The organism is Xanthomonas cissicola (assembly GCF_008801575.1).
GTDB classification, from domain to species: Bacteria; Pseudomonadota; Gammaproteobacteria; order Xanthomonadales; family Xanthomonadaceae; genus Xanthomonas; species Xanthomonas cissicola.
This window is the reverse complement of the sequence record NZ_VZPL01000004.1, coordinates 23,144-42,753: the sequence shown is the minus strand read 5'-3', so window position 1 is coordinate 42,753 and position 19,610 is coordinate 23,144. Positions and strand designations below refer to the sequence as shown.

Sequence of the window (19,610 nt, the reverse complement as noted above, 5' to 3'; positions counted from 1 at the left end):
GTCATGATCGCGGCGCGATGGCGGATGCGATCACGCTGCACTGCGAGCGGCACCGCTGTAATTCGGCCTTGTTCAACACCTCGCGGCTCGTCCGGCCCGGTTTGCCTGTCTTGCGCAGCGCGCCCAGCCGCGTCGTCGCAGTGCCTGCCTCAGGAGGCCATGATGCTTATTCCATCCCAGCACGCGTACGTTGCGCGACGTGCCAACACGTATCGACCGCTGGGTTTGTGCATCGGACTGGCCCTGAGTTGCAACGCGGCGGCGCAACAGGCCGCGTCCAACGCCGATGGCGCGGCGCCCGCCACGTCCACGTTGGAGACGGTGCAGGTCAAAGGCGTGCGCAGCAGCGTGGAAAGCGCCATTGCGATCAAACAATCGAATGCGGAAATCAGCGATTCCATCGTGGCCGAAGACATCGGCAAGCTGCCCGACAACAGCGTGGCTGCGGCCTTGCAACGCGTGACCGGCGTGCAGGTGGCGCGCGCTGGCGGCGAAGTGGGGCAGGTGCTGGTGCGCGGTTTGCCGAACGTCATCACGACCCTGGATGGGCGCAACGTCTTCACAACGGTGGGGCGCGACATGGAGCTGGCCGATGTTCCGGCCGAATTGCTGCGCAGCGTGGAGGTGTACAAGACCACCGGCGCGCAATTTCAGGAAGGTGGCATCGCCGGGGTGGTCGATGTGCATCTGCGGCGACCGTTCGATTTCGATCAGGACAGCACGATTGCCGGCAGCGTAAGCGCGTTGCGGGGCGATCAGTCCGGCAAGACCGTTCCCAATGGCAGCCTCACCATCAGCCAACGCCGCGACACCGCGATGGGCCGCATGGGCTGGATGGGGAGCGTGTCCTACCAACGCCGCCCGTATCAGGAATCCAACACGTTGTATGGCACTTACGATGCGAAGCCGAACCCGCTCGATCCGGCCCAGCAGATTTACGTGCCTTACAGCGCAGGGGGATTGATGGCGCGCGGCGATCGCAAGCGCAAGTCGGCGAATTTTTCGTTTCAATGGGCGCCGAGCGACAACAGCGAGGTGTATTTCGACACGCTGTACATCGGTTACGACAACCGGCCCCAAGTGAATTACTGGTTGCCATTCCCGGGGCTGGCGACGCCAGAGAACACCGAATCGGTCGTTGTGCGGCCGGGCAGTGATGTGCTGGCCGGCCTGGTGGCGCGCGACATGCGCACGCTCTCCAGCACGCAGGCGCACAAGAACGCATCGGACACCTACCAAGCTGCGCTGGGCGGGCGTTGGAGTGGCGAGCGTATGCGTGCGAGCAGCGAGCTCGCCTATACCTATAGCACCGCCGAGAACCGCTCGTTCACGCTGGACATGAACACGCAGGCGCCGCGATTGAACATGCGTTCGGCGGGAGGCGCTGCAGATGTCTGGATTACCCAGGCCGATGGCAGCGCGTACGACATCACCGCGCCAGGCAATTGGGAACTGAGTCAGTACTACGACAGCTGGAACGCCCAGAAAGGCGAGGAGTGGGCGTGGCGGGCCGATGCCACCGTCGATCTGGAGCTGGGGCCGTTGCGATCAGTGGACGTGGGTGCGCGCGCAAGCAGGCGGACGGCGACCAATCACTCCGGGGATACCGGCGCGCGCAACAATCTGAGCGGCGCACCGATCTACTTGAGCGACGTGCCCGGTCTGGCATCGGTAACGCCCGGCAACATGCTCGACGGCGCGCGTGCATTCACCAGCGATCGCTGGGCATCGGCCAACCAGGATTTTCTGCTGCAGCAAAGCATCCAGCTGCGTACCTCGATGGGGCAGCCGCCGGGCCCGCCCGATGAAAACCCTGCCTTGTTCTTCAACGATCGCGAAGACAGCTATGCGATCTATGCGCAGGTGAATTACGGTTTCTCGCTTGGGTCCATTCCTGTGGATGGACGTGTCGGCGCGCGCGCGACGCGATTGGATTCGCAATCGCAGGGCAGCCAGTCGCTGGATGGCGTGCTGAGCCCGGTCAGCATCGATCGGCGTATCGACAAGGTGTTACCGAAATACAGCGCCAACCTCACCTTGCATGAAAATCTGATGCTGCGGCTCGCCGGCAGCACGACGATCACGCGACCGGAATTTGCCGATCTCAATCCGCAGCTGGCCTTGTATCAGTCCACCGAATCGTTGCCGGCGCGCGGCAATGGCGGCAACCCGCAGCTGCGTCCGGTGGAATCGCGCAATGCCGATGTGTCGCTGGAATGGTATTTCCGTCCCGGCTCCTTGCTGTCGGTTGCCGGCTTTCATCGCAAGATCGATGGCTATATCCAGAATTACGCAGCCGATGAATCCATCGATGGCATCGTCTATTCGATCAGCCGACCGCGCAATACCGGCGAGGGCAGCTTGAAGGGCGTGGAGGTGGGGTATACGCAGTTCTACGACTTTCTGCCGGGTTGGTGGTCCGGTTTCGGCAGTCAGCTCAACTACACGTATCTCTCGGCCGAGGCCGATTCGCCCGAGGGTATCGGCCAGCCGTTGACCAACGTGTCCAAAAATTCCTACAACGCGATCCTGATGTACGAATACGCGCGGTTCTCGGCACGGGTCGCCTACAACTGGCGCGGCGACTATGCGGTGAGTTTCAACAGCTCAGGCGATCAGCCCGAGCAGATCAATCAGGGGCGGGAGAAGTGGCTGGATGCGGCCTTCAATTACGAGCTCAACAAGCATGTGACCTTGTTCGCCGAGGCCACCAATCTGCTCGGCACCACGACCAACAATTATTTCGGTCAGCGGCATGGCGACTTCCCGCGCGAGATCGCATCGCCCGAACGCACTTACACGCTGGGTTTTCGCTTCCGTTTGTGATGCGGATAACGCGGTCTGCGCGAGACGTTGGCATCAGGCTCACCGGCGCAACGGTAGCGTGAGCCCAGCAGAGGAGACCGCGATGACACCTGACATCGATGCACAACTGAAACAGCTTGCCGAAGGATTGCCGGACATGCGCAGTCAGCACCCGGACGACTTCTGGGATGTGTTCCGAGCCCGTTCCGAGAAAATCACCGGCGCGGCGCAGTCGCAGGAGCAGGCCGCGCAGATCGTCAAACGTATCGACGAGATATTGGCCGCCAACCAGCTGGGACCGGCCGATCCTGGGGCGTGACGCGGAACTGCTGACGGGATGCGGTAGGTCGAGCGAATGCCGTGAAGTCGACGTTGCAGCGCTGCAGCGCGAGATTCACTTGAGGTGGCTGTACAGGTGATGCGGGGCAGGCCGGCTCGTGGTGCGCATGCAAGCGATTACGTCGTTCCGGAACAGGATCTTCGTTACCCGATGACGCGTTTCCCGCGTTGCCGCGCGGTGGCGTGTTAGTCCGCGAATTCAAGGCTGGAGAAAAAACGTCAGCTGCACGACCTTCGCACAATGTGACGATGCGTTGCGCTGCAGCAGGCGTCCTTCGCCAGGTCTCGACGCTGGCGCGACGATCGAATCACGCAGCGAAGCCCAGCATCGAGCCACATCATCCAGCTGGAGACTTCCATGAGCACGCGCCGCCCGATCATTCTTGTCCTGGCCTTGTGCGTTGGCGTTGGCGTATCTGCGCAGGCGCAGAACGCGACACAGTCTGCAACGGCCGCTGGGCAGCAAACCGCAGGTGCAGCGACACCTGGCGAGCGCGGGGCGCTCGGCATCTTGAGTGCCATCAACACCAGCGAAGTCAACGCGGCAAATCTGGCATTGCAGAAGCAGGTGCAGGGCGGCGCGCGCGACTACGCCACGCGCATGGTCAAGGAGCACACCGACAACAACCAGAAGATCGCCAAGTGGCAACCGGACACGTCCGCCACGGGGGCAACGCTGCAAATGACAAAGGGCAAGGCGGAATTGGCCAAGCTGCAGAAGCTGGACGGTCATGCGTTCGAAACGGCCTATATCACCGCGATGGTGAAAGACCACACCGATGCATTGACGGCGCTCGACAAGAAGCTGATCCCGCAGGCGAAGACTCCGCCGGTGCTCGAACACCTGCAGACCACGCGCCATCACGTCGCCGATCATCTGAGCAGTGCCAAGGCGCTACAGGCCGCCGGCAAGCACGTAGGAGCCCTTTGAGCCATGGCTGCTTTATCGATCAATCCGGTACGCACCGACGATGAAGGCACGCACATCGTGCGCAGCATGACCATTCGTGCCGAACCTCACCAGATACTGGATGCCTGGTGTGATGCAAATGTGCAGCAACGCGTGCTGGAAGGCGCCGCCGAGCTGGTCTCCGGCGACGGCCAGGCGTCACGCTGGAAGCTGCATGCACCACTGCATCAGGATGTGGAGGTGATCCTGCGCCGCGCCGATGCGCGGCTGGGCGAGTCGGTGCGTTACGACGCCGAGGGCGAGCATGGGCTGCAGCTCACCATCGTATTGCAGGTGCACCCTGCACGTGGGCGCGAAGCCAGCGAGGCGACGCTAAGTCTGCACTACGCGGTTGAAGGCGTGCTGGCGCAGGTGTTGACCAAGCTGGTGAATCCCTTGCCGTACGTGCTGGCCGGCAAGGGACTACGGCGACTGCGCGCATGGCTGGAAGCCGGCGAGGTGCCGACCTTGTTGCATACCCCAGCGGCGCGTGCGTCGACGCACGCGCATTCTTAAGGAGGGCTTTTCTGTGCGAGCACTTTGCTGGAATGGCGTTAACGATTTGCGCGTGGAAACCGTGCCCGACCCGGTGCTAGTCAACCCACGCGATGTGATCCTGAAAGTCGGGCTTACCACCACCTGTGGTTCTGATCTGCATTTCATCGACGGCTACCTGCCAACCATGCGCGAGGGCGATGTCATCGGCCATGAATTCATGGGTACGGTCGTGGAGGTAGGCACCGCGATGAAGAACGTGCGTGTGGGTCAGCGCGTGGTGGTACCGTCGTTTATCTCCTGTGGCGGTTGCTGGCATTGCGAGCGCAAGGAATTTTCGCTGTGCGACAACACCAACCCTAACTGGGAGATGCAGGAGCCGCTGCTTGGGCATCCAACTGCCGGCATTTACGGCTATACGCACGCCTTTGGCGGCTACGCAGGGTCGCACGCCACCTACATCCGCGTGCCGCACGCGGATGTCGGGTGTTTCGAGGTGCCTGATGGTGTGTCCGATGAGGACGCGCTATTTCTGTCGGATGCGGGGCCGACCGGTTTCATGGGCGCAGACTTCTGCGATATCCAGCCCGGCGACACGGTGGCGGTCTGGGGTTGTGGTGGGGTGGGGCTGATGGCGCAGCAAAGCGCACGCATCCTTGGCGCAGAGCGGGTGATCGGCATCGACCGGTTACCTGAGCGTCTGGCGATGGCGCGCGATGTGTTAGGTGTGGAAGTGATCGACTATTCGGCGGTCGACAGCGTGGTGGATGTCCTGCGCGAAATGACCGGAGGGCGTGGTCCGGATGCGTGTATCGATGCGGTCGGCATGGAGGCGCATGGCACCGGCATCGGCCACACCTACGATCGGGTCAAGCAGGCCTTGCACTTGCACACCGATCGCGGCCAGGCACTGCGCGAGGCCATCCTCGCCTGCCGCAAAGGCGGCATCCTGTCGGTTCTGGGCGTGTACGGGGTGATGGACAAGTTTCCGCTGGGTGCGGTGATGAACAAGGGCCTGACGGTACGGACCGCGCAGCAGCATGGGCAGCGATACGTGCCTAAGTTGCTGGACTTGGCGCAGGCTGGACGATTGAAATCCGGCTTTCTGCTGACCCATAAGATGCCGTTGGAAGACGCCGTGCGGGGCTACGACATGTTCAAGCACAAGCACGATGGGTGCGTGCGCGCGGGGTTTGTTCCCTAGCGCTAGAGACCTTGGCAGCACCGAGTTGCCCTGCGAGCGTGGCAGGGAATCGCTTGCCATCTGCGTGCGTAACAAGCGCATGGTGCGCGCATGCTGCCAGCTGCATCGCGAGTTCTTCATGACTTGAATGCATTGCCAAGCACGTGCACCACGTCTGACCCTGCTGCACGTGTGCAGCAGGGCCTCTTCTGGGCTCAAGGGTGGTTGCCCCTTGCGTCCGTGACGCCAGGAATGGGTTGGGCATCTGGAAAATGTGCATGCAATGCATCCACGCCCTCTTGTGGCTTTGCCAGCGGCACAAGATCTTGACGGTTGGCGCGGCGTTCTGCGGTGGACACCGAGACGGCCCGGTCACGTTGTGCAACCAACGGCTGCTGCAGTTCCCCATCGCGATTGAACGACCACGCCAGCATCGGCTCGCCCAGCGGCAAGGTGTCGCCGGGCGTGGTGCCCTTGCGCGAATGCCAGGTGTGCCAGGTCTTGCCGTAGCTGTTGATCTTGCTGCGCATCAATTCCTTCTCGGCGAACTGCGGCAGGTTGGGGGCGGAAAGCTGGCCAGAAAGGATTTCACCGTTATGCGGATGCCAGAAGCTGCGCTCGTGTTCCGGCAACTGCGCAAATAACGTCTCCGAGATGATGTATTCGATACCGGTGAGGTTGGCGCGGTCGGTGTTGCCGTCGTAGAGCGCGCATTGCGCAAGATCTTCGTTGACCTGCTGGCAATAGTGATGGGCCTGCATTTGCTCATCTGGTGCGTCCTTCATCGGATGAAAGCCAACCAGGTAGATGTCCAGCTTGCCCACCGGGCCGCTGGGTTGCAGCACTTTCGCGCCGGCTTCCAGCACATTGGTCTTGGCACTTTCCGGTGCGCCCGGCGGGGTGACCGACGGCGGGCTGCGCGAGCAACTGGCGCAGAGCGCAACGCCGATCAACAGTGCGGAATGTCGCATGGCGCTTCCCATCAATGAATGTGCTTCAAGCTAAGACCGCGGGCGGTCTGCCAGGCGTGAGCGAGGGCCGTGTCACGCAGTGCAGCTTCACCTCGCTTGAGCATCGGCTTCATCAGGCGGCGGTCATGCTGTTGCACCACGGAAGCGGCCACTTGCATGCCCATGTCAGGCACCTCACGTAAGATCGCGACGTTCAACGTCAATGGTATTGCCAGCCGTCTGCCGCACCTGCTGGAATGGTTGCAACGCGATCAGCCGGACATCGTGGGCCTGCAGGAATTAAAGTCAACACAGGTTGCGTTTCCTGAGCAGGCGATTCGCGATGCCGGGTACGGTGTGATCTGGCAGGGCGAAAAGTCCTGGAATGGCGTGGCACTGCTTGCGCGGGGTATCGAGCCAGTGGAGATTCGCCGCGGGTTGCCCTGGGATCCGCGCGACACGCAAAGCCGCTATCTGGAGGCGGCGATTCATGGCGTGGTGGTGGCCTGCCTGTATTTGCCCAACGGCAACCCGCAGCCCGGGCCGAAGTTCGACTACAAGCTTGCATGGTTCGAGCGCCTGATCCGGCACGCGAAAACGCTGGTGGACCTGCCGCATCCCGTGGCGCTGATCGGCGACTTCAATGTGGTGCCGACCGATGCGGATATCTACGACCCCAAGGGCTGGCGCAAGGATGCCCTGCTGCAGCCGGAAAGCCGTGCGGCCTACCAGACCCTGCTAGCGCAAGGGTGGACCGATAGCTTGCTGGCAATCCACGGCCAGACGCCGATCTATACATTCTGGGATTACTTCCGTCAGCACTTTGCGCGCGACCGTGGGTTGCGCATCGATCATCTGCTGCTCAATCGCACGCTGGCGCCCGGCTTGCAAGATGCCGGCGTCGACAAGTGGGTACGTGCGCTGGAAAAGGCCAGCGATCATGCACCGACCTGGATCAGCGTGCGCGTGCCGGATACGCCCGCTGAAGCGACGCCGGATACCACGCCTGTGGCGAAGATGCGCAAGCCGGGCGCAGCGAAAAAGGCGGCCGTGCCCAAGGCGGCGGCCAAGAAGACGTCCACTGTCACTGCAAAAAAAGCGGTGAAGAAGATCGTCGCAAAGAGGGCCACAGCCGGATCGGCGACACCACGCAAGTCGGCGAAAAAGAACAGCTGACTAGCTCACCGGCCGGCCGGAGTCGACGCAGCCTATCTACGCTGCGCGTTCGAGCTTGCGGCGCTTGACCCGCTGCAATGCGTAGCCGGTCAGGGCCGTCAGCAGGATCAGCACGTTGCTGACGATAAACACCGCGTTGCCAACCAGATAGCTGTAAAGGATGAACAACACCGAGGCGCTGATCTGGCCGATGAACAACCAGCGCGAGACGCCCTGCGCGGCATCGGAGCGCCATTGTTTGTAGATCTGCCGGATCAAGGTGGCGATCAGGATGATGCTGGCGAGCCAGCCCACGACGTCGACGACTTGCATATGTGCGGTTGATCAGTGACGGCCTGCAACCTTGCAGCGCACACTGTCTGCGTACCGTTCGAGCAGCTTCAAGCGTGGTGCCCCGTGATGCACACCACGATCGCTAGATACACGACGGCGCCGCATTAGCCACGCCTGTACCTGCTGCGCCAGGGGCCGGTATCCTAGCCGGGTCATCCATTGGTCGGCACTGTCCTGCACATGATCAGCTATGCCGAAGCACTCGCGCTGGTCCACGCGCACGTCGCAACCCTGTCCAGCGAGTGGGTGGCAAGCGACGATGCCGAGGGCCGCGTGCTCGCCGACGCCTTGTCGAGCCAGGCAGAGTTGCCGCCCTTCGACAACAGCGCAATGGATGGGTTTGCACTGGCGACCGCGGGCATGGGTGCGTTGGCAGACAGCGAGCACGTGGTGAGCGGCACCGTTGCGGCAGGGCAGGATGCCGGTGCGGCCGCGAGCGGCGCGGCCTGGGAAATCATGACCGGTGCCGGCGTGCCCCCGGGTGCCGATGCGGTGGTGCCGATCGAGCAAGTGCAGATCCTCGAACACGACGGCGAGCGCCCCAGCCGCATCCGCCTGCATCGGCCGGTGCGTGCGGGCCAGCACATCCGTCGTCGCGGCGAAGACGTGCGCTTGCACGATCGCGTGATCGATGCCGGCACCGTACTGCGCGGTGCGCATCTGATGCTGCTCGCCGGCCTGGGCTGCGCGCAGGTGCAGGTGCTGCGGCAGCCGCGCGTGGCCTTGATTGCCACGGGACGCGAACTGATCGGCGACCCCGCACAACCTCTGCAGCCGGGCCAGATCCGCGACGGCACCAGCAGTTATCTGCTGGCTCGGTTGCGTGCCGCCGGCGCCGATGTCGTGTGGCGTGGGCAGGTGGGCGACGACGATGCTGCCTTCGATGCGGCACTGGCCCAGGCCCGCTATGCCGGTGCCGATCTCATCCTGAGCACCGGCGCCGTTTCGCGCGGTCGTTACGATTTCATCCCGGATGCGTTGGCACGCCACGCTGCCGAAGTGCTGTTTCATAAGGTCGCGGTGCGACCGGGCAAACCGGTACTGTTTGCACGCTTCGGCGATGGCGCACTGTACGCGGGCTTGCCCGGCAACCCGATGGCCAGTGCGGCCGGGCTGCGCTTTTTTGTCGAGCCGGCATTGCGCGGTTTGTTGGGCATGCCGGTCGAGCGTGGCTTGCGCGTCGCGTTGGAGGCGCCGATGCAGGCCCGGCCGCTCTGGCGGCAGCATCTGCGGGCACGGCTGCTGTGCAGCGTGGCCGGCGCGTTGTCGGTGCAGATCCTGCCGCAGCAGGAATCCTTTCGTGTGGCGCCGTTGCTGCAGGCCAACGTCTGGGCCGTGCTGGAGCCGCAGGACGAAGGCGCCGCAGCGAGCACGCATGCCGAGGTCTTCGGCTTGGGCCACCTGCAACCGGCCGCGCCGGCCATCGCGCCATGAACCTGCCTGTGCGTGCCATCCATCCTGGGGCTGTTGCATGACGCTGCTGCGGCCGTGGACGGGCGTAGTGCTGGCCGGTGGACGTTCGTCGCGCATGGGGCAGGACAAGGCGTTGCTGCCCTGGCATGGGCGCCCGTTGCTGGAACAGATGCAGGCGTTGCTACGCCGGGCCGGTGCGCAGCACGTGGTGGTCAGCGGCAACCGGCCCGAGTACGCCGGCATTGCCGACCTCCAGCCCGATCTGGGTCCACTCGGCGGGCTGGCGAGCGTGATCGCGGGCGCGAACGACGCGACCACGCTGGTGGTGGTGCCGGTGGATATGCCGCTGTTGTCGGCCGTGTTGCTGGGCAAGCTGCTGGCGCCGTCGCAGCACCGCTGTGTGGCCTTCGAGGACCAGATGCTGCCGATGTGCCTGCGCCTGGATGCCGGCGTGCGCGAGGCGTTGGCGGCGTTGATGGCGGGCGCTGCATCGTCACGCTCGCTGCGCGCCTTGCAGCATTCACTGCAGTGCCATCGCGTGACTGTCACTGCCAGCGAACGCGCCGCATTCGTCAATTGCAATACGCCCGAGCAATGGAGCCGGCTGATCCATGAAAATCCAGATTGAAGGCCAACATCTGCGCTTTCGTATCGACGAAGACGAGCTGGCCGACCTGCTGGCCGGGCGCCGCGTCGACAATCTCAGCCGGTTGCCGAGCGGGCAGGGCGCACGATTGGTCAGACACAGCGTGAGCCTCACCGGCGGTCACGCCGCGTGCAATTGCGCGACCGATCATTGGCAGCTGGCGATCCCGCGCGATGCGCTGGAGGAACACGCACGCCAGTTACCGCGCCGCGACGGGCTTCAGTTCAGTTTCGATGCGGGCGCTGGGCATGCCGAGGCGATGACCTTGCAGGTCACCTTCGACGTGGATGTGCGCGACAGCACGCGCAAGCGATTGCCGCGGGAGTGATGACTTGAGGCGTCGCTCCGCGCTCCGGCGATCGGTGTGGCGAATGCACGCGCCGGCAGCAGCGCACGGCGCGCCGAGCGTTGCTCGCGAGCCGTGCGCAGTCGCGTCCAAGCGCGTCGAACCCGGCAACGCGCTTGGCAAAACCTAGCGGAGCGGCAACCCCGGCACCCCCACTGACAGGATGCCCTGCGCGTGCAGGGCGGCTTCCAGCTCCGCCGGGATGGCATCGCCGCTGCCCATGCGCAGGACCACAACCTGCAGACCGGCGCCGACCAACTCCACTACGACGGCCTGCTGCGCGCCCAGCGTCTGCGGCCAGGCGTGCCGTTGCGCGTCCCGGCGCGCCAGTTCCACCACCGCGGTGGGCACGTCCGTCGCCAGCAGCAGCACGTCGGCCAGGTTCAGGGCGCGCAAGGCATTGAGCGTAAGCAGGCCCGGATCGCCCGGGCCGGCACCAACCCATTGCACGCTGCCGCGCGCTGGAACGCTGTCCACCGCCTCCAGCGCGGCGGCAAAGGCGGCTTCGGCGGCGGCGGTATCGCCGGCCTGCAGCAATTGCGGCACCTGGCCGTCGATCACCTGATCGAACCAGCGGCGCCGCCGGTTCATGTCCGGCAACTGCTGACGAATGCGCTCGCGGTGCTGGGCGAACAAGGCCGCCAGCGTACCGACCGACGCATGCAGTTCGCGCTCCAGTCGCTCGCGCAGTCGGCGCGCCAGCATCGGCGCCGCGCCTGCCGACGAAATCGCAACCACCAGCGGATCGCGGTCGACAATGGCCGGTACCTGGTAGGTGGAGAGCTCGGCATCGTCCACGACATTGACCAGGCGCTGGCGCGCGCCGGCCGCTGCGGCGACACGTTGATTCAGCTCCACATCGTCGGTGGCCGCGACGACCAGCCACACGGTGTCGATCCAGCCAGGATCGAACTCGCCTGTCATCTGTTCAAAGCGCCCGGCCTGCAGCAGCTGGGCAAGTTCGGGCGAAAGCGCGTGCGCATACAGCCGGATGTGCGCCTGCGCCTTGAGCAGCGCCAGCACCTTGCGTGTGGCGACTTCGCCGCCACCGATGACCAGCACGGCGCGCCCCTGCAGGTTGGCGAACAACGGGAACAACGGCATCGGACACACTCCGAAAAGATGGCTCGCAGCAGCATGTTGCATGGCACCATCGGGCCACGTCCATGCCTCGCTGCCGTCAATGCGTGTTTTGCTGGTCAACGATACCGAAAAGCCGATCGGCGAACTGCGCCAGCCACTGACGCGCGCCGGCTACCAGGTGCTCGATGACGTGGCCTCGGTCGGTGCACTGCTGCATGCCGTGCAACGCCAGCAGCCGGATGTAGTGGTGATCGATGTGGATTCGCCTTCCCGCGATACCTTGGAGCAGCTGTCGATGTTGCATGCGCACGCGCCGCGGCCGGTGGTGATGTTCTCTGGCGATGGCGAGGATGCGTTGATTCATGCAGCGGTCGGCGCGGGGGTGACGGCGTATGTGGTGGATGGTCTGGCGCCCGCGCGGTTGCGCCCATCGTGCAGGTGGCGCTGGCCCGTTTTGCGCAGGAAAGCGGCAGGCGCTGCAGGACCGCAAGCAGATCGACCGCGCGAAGGGCTTGCTGATGGAAAAACGTGGCCTGAGCGAGGCCGATGCTTATGCGGCATTACGCCAGCAGGCGATGAAGCAGGGCGTCAAACTGACCGAAGTGGCGCGCCGTATCGTGGCCATGGCCGAATACAGCCGGGGTTGGGTCGTGCTGCATGCCGCCTGCGAACGCGCGCCCGATGCCATGTGGATGGATCGCCTGGTCGCCGCGTTGCATCTGCCGGCCGGCGCGGATGTGCTGGAGTACCGCGACCTGCGCCGCGGGCCGATGCGCCGCGTTGGCTGGCGCATGCACGACGGGCATCGCCATATCGACGGCGTGCTGCTCACGGCCGCGCAACCCAGCGACGCCAATCGATCGTTGCTTGCGACCGCATTGGCTGGCAAGCCGTGGCGTGGTGCGCGGCTGTCGGTCTTCACGCATACCCACAGCGCCTGGCGATCCGATCGTGTGCACCTGCATGCATGTCTCGGCCGCGGCGATGCACGACGCCATCGACGACGGCGCCACGTTGCACAACTCAAACAACGTGGCGGATGCCGTTCGACACCGCAGGAGTTCATCTGCCGACTGATGCGTCGCTACGCGTTGCAGGGCCGGCGCGTGGTGCGCGTGAAAGGGGACGATGCGCTGCTGTTCGGCCACGCTGGCGAAGAGATCGCCTTCCTGCGTCGTGCCGGTGTCGGTGTGCAGGTGATCGACGGCGTGAGTGCGGCATTCGCTGCGGTGGCCGCACTGGACGTCTCGCTGACCCATCGCAGCCACTGCCACGGCATCACCTTCGTCACCGCGCACACGCACGACCACGGCGAGCCGAACTGGGGCGCGCTTGCGGCCAGCGGCACGACGCTGGGTATCTACATGGGCCTGCGCCGCGCAGATGCGCTGGCCGCTGCATTGCTGGCGCGTTTGCCGGCCAGCACACCCGCCGCCATCGTGCAGGCCGCCACGCGGCCGGAGCAGCAACGTCGCCTCACCGCCCTGGGCGACCTCGGGACGACAGCCGCCGCGCTGCCACCGGGTCTGCCGACCTTGTTGCTGGTGGGCGATGCTTTGTCCGAAGCTGCTGCAGCGTGCGACGACCGCGATGGGCCGATGGCGGTGCAGGCAGTGGGGTGGGGACAGCACACCACCGATGACGCGGCTGCAAGGCAGGGCCACTCGGGCTCACGGTTTCCGTGTGACATGGTGCGTGCGCATCCCGAAGACTCCTTGCCGAGCCTCTGGGCCAGCCGCATCCGCGCGTGGACGGCATGCATTCGTAATGGTTACGGCCTAGTGTCGACGTCGGCCAGTGGTACCGGCCTGCACACAACCGCAAAGTCTTTCGCAGGGTGTATCGACGTGGCGCACTGAAGGCGCATCAGTGCGCGTCCAGATCCGTGCGCAGTTATGTGTGCGTGCATTGCCTGTTTCGACCTGTGGCTGCGCCGCTGTCTGAGCTGCCCGTAGCGAATCGGCCGAGCGATCTGCGGTATCGACAGCACGCGCCTTGCGAGGCGCGGCGCACGCCATCACCGAGGCGATGGCCTCATGCAGGCGATCTGGTGGGCCAAACGCTGACGGCTGATTCCTCGCCGTGCGTGGCAATCAGACTACGCGAGATCGGAACACGCCTGCAGTAGCGGCGGCGGTTGATCCAGGCACCGCAGCTGATCCTGCGACGCCTGCGCAATCTGTCTAGCGGCTGCAGACCGCAGTTGCGCCCCGTGATAGCGCTATCCACCTGGGAGGTAGGCCGAATCGTCCGGCGATGGGAAGGTGTGCAAGATTTGCACAGCGAGCGCAGCCGTTTTTTCCTGCATCCATCCGCAGTGCACCGTGGGGCCTGCCTTTTGAGGTTGGCACGAATGTTGCGGTTAGCCCATCACCCAGGCGTAACCGAAGCATCGAGAGGAGGCACAGTGGAAGACGGACAAAACACGACCCGTAGCCGGCGCGGCTTTGCCGCATTGGATCCGGAGAAGCGCCGCCTGTTGGCGAGTAGCGGTGGCAAAGCCGCGCATGCCAGCGGCAATGCGCACGAATTTACTAGCGACGAAGCGCGCGAAGCTGGCCGTAAGGGCGGCCAGGCCGTGAGCCGCGATCGCGACCACATGTCGCGGATCGGCAGCAAGGGCGGGCGTTCCAAGCAGGCCAAGCCGCAGGAAGAATCCGCTTAATCCAGCCATCGGCGTGCCATGGTGCGCCGGTTCGGGAGCGAATCTTGCCGGAGGTTGGACACAGGCGCTACGCCCCTGCGGCCGAGCGCCTGTGCTGTTTTGGTCGAAGCAAACCGATTGGTGCACGCGATGGATGCACAATCGATTGCAAATTTTTGCACGCAATCATCGTGCGTGATGTTCTGTGCACCTTGAAAGATCCACGAGCGCCTGCTGTGCAATGCATCGAGCGCAGGCGGGAAATTTTTGCAGTCGTGCATGACGTCCGACATCGATTGCATGAAAAAATTTCACTCCAGCCATGCTGCAGCTTCTAACCTCGGCAGGATTTGCAGCCCTCCGGATTGCGGGCTCACCGCACCGCCGCAGCATGCATAGTCCCCGCGACCGGTAGCCGGACGCATTCGACCTCAGGTGGTCAGCGCGGTCAGCGTTGTATGCGGGTCCTGAGAGAGCGCCGGGAAAGGTCCTCAGTTTGTTGTGACCGCATCTAAACAGTCTGTGGATGGCGGTCGCAGTCCCTCCTCGCCATGTCTATGGCACGTAGACGGCGCACGCAGCGTTCACTTGGAACAGTCACATCTTTCATCCGCGCCGCTGCAGGCTGGACATATCGCAAACAAACAGGAGAACCCCATGGCCGAACCCCAAGAAAATCTGATGGACTGGCTGCGCGATGCGCATGCAATGGAGCAGCAGGCCGAGCAGATGCTCAAGGCCCAGGCCGCACGCATCGAGCACTACCCCCAGCTCAAAGCCCGCATCGAGCAGCATCTGGAAGAGACGCTGGGGCAACAGCGCTTGGTCGAGTCGTGTATCGAGCGCCTGGGCGGTTCGCCGTCGATCATCAAGGACGCCATGGGCAAGATGGCCGCATTCGGGCAGGCGATGGGCGGCATGACCACCTCCGACGAAATCGTCAAGGGCGCGATGGCCAGCTACGTGTTCGAGAACCTGGAGATCGCCACCTACACCGCGTTGCTGGGTGCCGCCAAGACGGTGGGCGATACCGAAACGCAGCGCGTGTGCGAGCAGATCCTGCCCCAGGAGCAGGCCATGGCCGATTGGCTACTGGCGCATCTGCCGGAGTTGACTGAAGAGTTCCTGGTCCGCGACGCCACCCCAGGGGTCACCGCAAAGAAGTAAACGTCAGCTGCGCAGGTTTCATCGGCCCCGCAGTACGGGGCCTTTTTGCTTCTGCGTCCAGAGCGCTTACCCTTGGCGCTTTCCTCGCACCGATGCCTGCAATGACGACCAACCTAACGTATCCGATCGGCACGCCCGGGCAACCGTGGGGCGAGCCGGAACGCGCCATGTGGCGCGCACGCCAGCTGCAGCAGCGCAGTTATGCGGACGATGTCGTGCAGCAGATCGCAACACTGGCCGAGCAGTACCAGCGCGTGCAGTACGGCACCATTGCCCATGCGCAAGGGGAGTATCCCCTGCTGGCACTACGCAGCGCGCAGTGGGATCACAGCCTGCCATGCGTGTTGGTCACTGGCGGCGTACACGGCTACGAAACCAGCGGCGTGCAAGGTGCGCTGCAATTTCTGCAGCAGCGTGCTTCCGACTACGCAGGCAGATGCAATCTACTGGTGGCGCCGTGCATCAATCCCTGGGGTTATGAGCGCATCCAGCGTTGGAATGCCGATGCAGTGGATCCGAATCGCGCGTTTCGCAACAACAGCCCGGCCGAAGAGTCGGCTGCGCTGATGCGGGTGGTGGCTGCGACTTCCGGACGATTGCTTGTGCATATCGACCTGCACGAAACCACCGATAGCGACGAGAGCGAGTTTCGCCCCGCGTTGGCGGCGCGCGACGGTGCGGTGTTTGTGCCGGGGAGCATTCCGGACGGGTTTTATCTGGTCGGCGACAGTGAAGATCCGCAGCCCGCCTTCCAACAGGCGGTGATCGCGGCGGTGGCCGAGGTGACGCATATCGCGCCCGCCGATGCGGATGGGCGACTTATCGGTGCACCGGTGATGGGGCACGGGGTCATCAATTATCCGGTGCGGCGACTGGGCCTGTGCGCCGGCGTCACCGATGCGCGGTATCGCACGACCACCGAGGTCTATCCGGATAGCCCGCGCGCCACACCCGACCAATGCAATGCTGCGCAGGTCGCGGCAATTTGCGCGGCAATCGACTACGCATTGGCGCAGCACTGAGGGCGAGGCACTTAGAGCGGCTGACAAAACAACTGTGCAGCCGCCAGGCGGGCGCGGCCGGTGCTCGGAGTCGGCATGGACCACGCGTGCACTCCGGTTCCTCCGCGCCGTCCACATCCACCTGACGACTGCTCGCTACGTTTGTTAGCCGCTCTTAGGCGCGTAAACCGCAGGGTTGGCCGGCAAATCTCTGTACGCCGCGCACAGCCATTGCTCGCGTGCGGATTCGGGTCTGGGTTCTGCGGCGACGTCGCATGTATGCGACGCGTCTGCACGGCCGCGCATCGTCGCAGCACGGACTGGCGCGTTGCCTGCATGGCGAACAGGGGACGCGCCGCACGCATGCGGCCTTGCGCGTACAGCACGTAAACTCCGCTTTCATAAGTGGCAGGAGCGCAGATCCATGCAACACGATGCATTCCATGGCGCACGCAGGCGCGTGTTGGCTGGCGTGGTCGGGATGACGCTCAGTGGTGGCGCGTTTGCACAACAGACCAGCCCGAGGAACACCATGGCGCAGGACAGCAGCTGGCACGCCGGAACCTGGCTCAACCGGCCGAAGACACTCGCGATCAACGGCGACACGTTGGATGTGGTGACCGACCAGGCGACCGACTTCTGGCGCAAGACGCACTACGGATTCACCCGCGACAGCGGGCACTTTCTGGGCATCAAGGCCGGCGCAGGCTTCACCGCGCAACTGCGTGTGCGCGCGCAGTACGAAGCCTTGTACGACCAGGTCGGCATCATGGTGCGCGTGAACGAGCAGCACTGGGTCAAGGCCGGGATCGAACTCAGCGACGGGCGTGCCATGCTCAGCAGCGTGTTGACCAACCCGGTATCGGATTGGGCAACTGGTCCTTACGAAGCCGACCCCAAGGATTTCTGGATCCGTGCCACGGTTGCCGACGGTGTGCTACGCCTGCAGGTCTCTGCGGACGGCCGTCGCTGGCCGTTGGTGCGGCTGTGTCCATTCCCGCCAGCAAGCGCCTACCTGGTCGGGCCGATGTGCTGTACGCCCGAGCGCGCCGGGCTGAAGGTGCGGTTCTCCGATTGGGCACTGAGTGCGCCGCTAGGCAAGGACCTGCACGATCTCAGTTGAGCGGGGCTTTGCTGCATTGCAGGCAAGAGTTCGGACGTGCATCGCATCACAAGGCATCGCGCATGCAACCGCATAGCGGCGCGGTGCGATTGCCTGCCCGGCAGGCTCCGCGCGCCGCCGCGGCTTTACGGCAGGCGCCGCAGCGCCGCGGTCTGTTTGACGTAATCAGCCACCAGGTGCGCTTCCATGGGTTTGGCCAGCAGATACCCCTGCGCCTCATCGCATCCCCAACTCCGCAGCAAGGCGATCTCATCGGCGTGCTCGATGCCCTCGGCCACGGTGCGATAACCCAATGCGTCGGCCAGGCGCACTACCGCCTCGGCGCGCATCTGCATGCCGGTTTTGGTGGCGATGCCAGTCACCAGCGACCGGTCCAGCTTGAGCACATTGACCGGCAACTCGGTGAGATAGCCGAAATTGCTATAACCGGTGCCGAAATCGTCGATGGCCACGCTCACGCCTGCATCGCGCAACGCCCGCAGCCGCGGCACCGCTTCGACATTGCTGCGCAGCCAGCGGCCTTCGGTGATCTCCAGCTCGATGCATGTGGTGGGAATCGCCAGATCCTTGCAGCGGTTGATCACATCGGCTGCCAGATTGATGTTGCCGAAATCGCGCGAGGACAGGTTGATGGACATGGAAAAATCCAAGCCCTGGGCACGCCACTTCGCCAGCTGTACCAAGGCGCTTTCGATCACCCAATTGGTGACCGTGCACATCAGTGCGGTTTTTTCGAAGAGCGGGATGAATTCGTCGGGACCGATCGGGCCCATACTGGCGTGATTCCAGCGCAGCAACGCCTCGAAGCCGGTCACCGATAGGTCTTCAAGATCGATGCGCGGCTGGAACACCAGCCGGAAATCACCGGCATCCAGGGCCTTTTCGGCATCCAGTGCCAAACGGTAGGAGCGTTGGATCGCATCGTCGTGCGAAGCGCTATACCAGCACACGATGGCATGGTTATTGATGGCATCGCCCAGCGCCACCAGGCCCTTGCGCATCACGTCGTTTGTGTCCGGCTGCTGCGGAGCAAAGCGCACCACACCGGCATGAAAGGTCAGCGACATCGGTACGCCGGCGGCATCCACCGGCTTGTGCAGCATGTCGCGCAGATCCAGCAGCAGGTCTTCCATCTCGTCCGGCGCGGAGTTGAGCAGGAAGAACGCAAAGCGCATCGAGGCCACGTGGTACACCGTGGCCTTGCCGCGCAAAGCGCGCGTCAACACATAGCTGGCGTGGCGAACCAATTCTTCCAACGGCTGCATGCCCAGTGCCTGGCGCGCCTCGTTGGCGGCCTGGGTATCGTAGACCTCAATAAATGCAGCAATGGTGGGCACGCTATGACTGCCGAAGGCGAGGGCGTCCAGATCCGATTGAAGCTGGCGCGTATTGAGCAAGCCGCTATGCGGTTCGCGCCTGCCTGCACCGAACTGCAATTCCAGTTGTGCGGCAGCCACGTTGGCGAACATCAGCAGTTGCTGGTGCTCCTGGCTCGCCAGCCGGCGCTCGCGTGTGTCGATCACGCACAGGGTCCCGGAAATGCCTGTCTGCGGAGCACCCACCGGCACACAGGCGATAAAGCGTGCAGGCAAGCCGGGGAAGGCGGCATCGCCCAGTTTGATTTGCGCAAGCGTTGCATGCTCGATCAACTCGGTCACGCCATTGGGCGCTGCCGGAACCTGCTTGCACAACTCCATGGCCTGCTCGACATGACTGCTGCTGATACCACGCGCTGCCAGCACGCGTAGGCGCCCGCCCTCGGTGATGGTCAGCGCAGCAGCCGGCGCAACCAGGGCATGGCAAAGCAATCGTGCGATTTGCTCGAGTGGCTCCATGCCACCCAGGTCGATCGGCACGCCTGACCAGTCGAAGTGGCGATCCTGCGGTTTGTCGTCCGGGGCTAGCGTCATGGCGTCAGGTTCCGTGTCGAAGATCACACTACACCTCTACTAGAAAC

General features: G+C 64.0%; 18 protein-coding genes, 1 other RNA gene and 2 pseudogenes. 16 read left to right on the top strand and 5 right to left on the bottom strand.

The genetic code is table 11. From position 1 onward, the window contains the following. Positions 1-162 precede the first annotated feature (162 nt). From F7R02_RS02850 to F7R02_RS02830, 5 genes are all read left to right on the top strand, one after another. A complete protein-coding gene (locus tag F7R02_RS02850; RefSeq protein ID WP_167520952.1) occupies positions 163-2,826 on the top strand; it encodes a TonB-dependent receptor in 2,664 nt (887 codons plus the stop codon). Between the two features lie 82 nt (positions 2,827-2,908). Continuing rightward, positions 2,909-3,124 carry a hypothetical protein gene (locus tag F7R02_RS02845; protein WP_003482865.1) on the top strand — a complete coding sequence of 72 codons (216 nt, stop codon included), beginning with the start codon at positions 2,909-2,911 and terminating at the stop codon, positions 3,122-3,124. Between the two features lie 378 nt (positions 3,125-3,502). Next, entirely contained in the window at positions 3,503-4,075 is a 573-nt protein-coding gene (locus F7R02_RS02840; protein WP_078590959.1) for a DUF4142 domain-containing protein, read from the top strand. A 3-nt stretch (positions 4,076-4,078) separates the two neighbouring features. Next, positions 4,079-4,609 carry an SRPBCC family protein gene (locus F7R02_RS02835; protein ID WP_005933336.1) on the top strand — a complete coding sequence of 177 codons (531 nt, stop codon included), beginning with the start codon at positions 4,079-4,081 and terminating at the stop codon, positions 4,607-4,609. Between the two features lie 13 nt (positions 4,610-4,622). After that, positions 4,623-5,792, top strand: a complete 1,170-nt coding sequence (locus tag F7R02_RS02830) for a zinc-dependent alcohol dehydrogenase (protein ID WP_078590958.1) — start codon at positions 4,623-4,625, stop codon at positions 5,790-5,792. 194 nt (positions 5,793-5,986) lie between these two features. Here the strand turns inward: F7R02_RS02830 and F7R02_RS02825 are convergent, their stop codons facing one another. Together F7R02_RS02825 and F7R02_RS26285 are read right to left on the bottom strand one after the other, a co-directional pair. Further along, positions 5,987-6,757, bottom strand: coding sequence for an OBAP family protein (locus tag F7R02_RS02825; RefSeq protein ID WP_026006777.1), 771 nt, complete (start codon positions 6,755-6,757; stop codon positions 5,987-5,989). Further along, positions 6,754-6,906: a hypothetical protein gene (locus tag F7R02_RS26285; RefSeq protein ID WP_167520951.1), complete on the bottom strand. Its 153-nt coding sequence runs from the start codon at positions 6,904-6,906 to the stop codon at positions 6,754-6,756. Before F7R02_RS26285 ends, F7R02_RS02825 begins: the two co-directional genes overlap by 4 nt. Here F7R02_RS26285 and xth point away from each other — a divergent pair. Beyond that, entirely contained in the window at positions 6,905-7,897 is a 993-nt protein-coding gene (gene xth, locus F7R02_RS02820) for an exodeoxyribonuclease III (protein ID WP_078590957.1), read from the top strand. The genes F7R02_RS26285 and xth overlap by 2 nt on opposite strands. Positions 7,898-7,933: 36 nt before the next feature. On the opposite strand, the gene F7R02_RS02815 is transcribed toward xth, so the two are convergent. Continuing rightward, positions 7,934-8,209, bottom strand: coding sequence for a PQ-loop repeat-containing protein (locus F7R02_RS02815; RefSeq protein WP_078517229.1), 276 nt, complete (start codon positions 8,207-8,209; stop codon positions 7,934-7,936). A 180-nt stretch (positions 8,210-8,389) separates the two neighbouring features. Between F7R02_RS02815 and F7R02_RS02810 the strand changes: the two genes are divergently transcribed. Genes F7R02_RS02810 through F7R02_RS02800 form a run of 3 tightly spaced genes read left to right on the top strand, consistent with a single transcriptional unit; the run spans position 8,390 to position 10,617 of the window. Beyond that, on the top strand, positions 8,390-9,664 hold the full coding sequence (locus F7R02_RS02810; protein ID WP_139371075.1) for a molybdopterin molybdotransferase MoeA: 1,275 nt from the start codon (positions 8,390-8,392) through the stop codon (positions 9,662-9,664). Between the two features lie 37 nt (positions 9,665-9,701). After that, positions 9,702-10,271, top strand: coding sequence for a molybdenum cofactor guanylyltransferase (gene mobA, locus F7R02_RS02805; protein ID WP_005916083.1), 570 nt, complete (start codon positions 9,702-9,704; stop codon positions 10,269-10,271). Further along, entirely contained in the window at positions 10,255-10,617 is a 363-nt protein-coding gene (locus tag F7R02_RS02800) for a hypothetical protein (RefSeq protein WP_078590956.1), read from the top strand. Before mobA ends, F7R02_RS02800 begins: the two co-directional genes overlap by 17 nt. Positions 10,618-10,761: 144 nt before the next feature. Here F7R02_RS02800 and F7R02_RS02795 read toward each other — a convergent pair whose 3' ends face one another. Next, the gene (locus F7R02_RS02795; RefSeq protein WP_078590955.1) at positions 10,762-11,739 is read right to left on the bottom strand and encodes an NAD(P)-dependent oxidoreductase; all 978 of its coding nucleotides are present in this window, start codon (positions 11,737-11,739) and stop codon (positions 10,762-10,764) included. Positions 11,740-11,818: 79 nt separating this feature from the next. On the opposite strand from F7R02_RS02795, the pseudogene F7R02_RS02790 reads away from it, so the two are divergent. The 7 genes and pseudogenes from F7R02_RS02790 to F7R02_RS02755 form a co-directional block, all read left to right on the top strand. Beyond that, positions 11,819-12,350, top strand: a pseudogene (locus F7R02_RS02790) (ANTAR domain-containing response regulator); the annotation flags it as partial. A 396-nt stretch (positions 12,351-12,746) separates the two neighbouring features. Next, positions 12,747-13,337: pseudogene (locus tag F7R02_RS02785) on the top strand (uroporphyrinogen-III C-methyltransferase); the annotation flags it as partial. A 788-nt stretch (positions 13,338-14,125) separates the two neighbouring features. After that, complete coding sequence (locus F7R02_RS02780) at positions 14,126-14,383, top strand: KGG domain-containing protein (protein ID WP_005916070.1); 258 nt, start codon at positions 14,126-14,128, stop codon at positions 14,381-14,383. A 636-nt stretch (positions 14,384-15,019) separates the two neighbouring features. Continuing rightward, positions 15,020-15,529, top strand: coding sequence for a ferritin-like domain-containing protein (locus F7R02_RS02770; RefSeq protein ID WP_008575404.1), 510 nt, complete (start codon positions 15,020-15,022; stop codon positions 15,527-15,529). A 101-nt stretch (positions 15,530-15,630) separates the two neighbouring features. Further along, entirely contained in the window at positions 15,631-16,551 is a 921-nt protein-coding gene (locus tag F7R02_RS02765; protein ID WP_078590953.1) for a M14 family metallopeptidase, read from the top strand. Positions 16,552-16,626: 75 nt separating this feature from the next. Then, positions 16,627-16,701: non-coding RNA, sX9 sRNA (locus F7R02_RS02760), on the top strand. Positions 16,702-16,954: 253 nt separating this feature from the next. After that, positions 16,955-17,653, top strand: coding sequence for a DUF1349 domain-containing protein (locus F7R02_RS02755; RefSeq protein ID WP_078590952.1), 699 nt, complete (start codon positions 16,955-16,957; stop codon positions 17,651-17,653). A gap of 125 nt (positions 17,654-17,778) precedes the next feature. On the opposite strand, the gene F7R02_RS02750 is transcribed toward F7R02_RS02755, so the two are convergent. Further along, complete coding sequence (locus F7R02_RS02750) at positions 17,779-19,590, bottom strand: EAL domain-containing protein (RefSeq protein ID WP_078590951.1); 1,812 nt, start codon at positions 19,588-19,590, stop codon at positions 17,779-17,781. Positions 19,591-19,610: the final 20 nt, after the last annotated feature.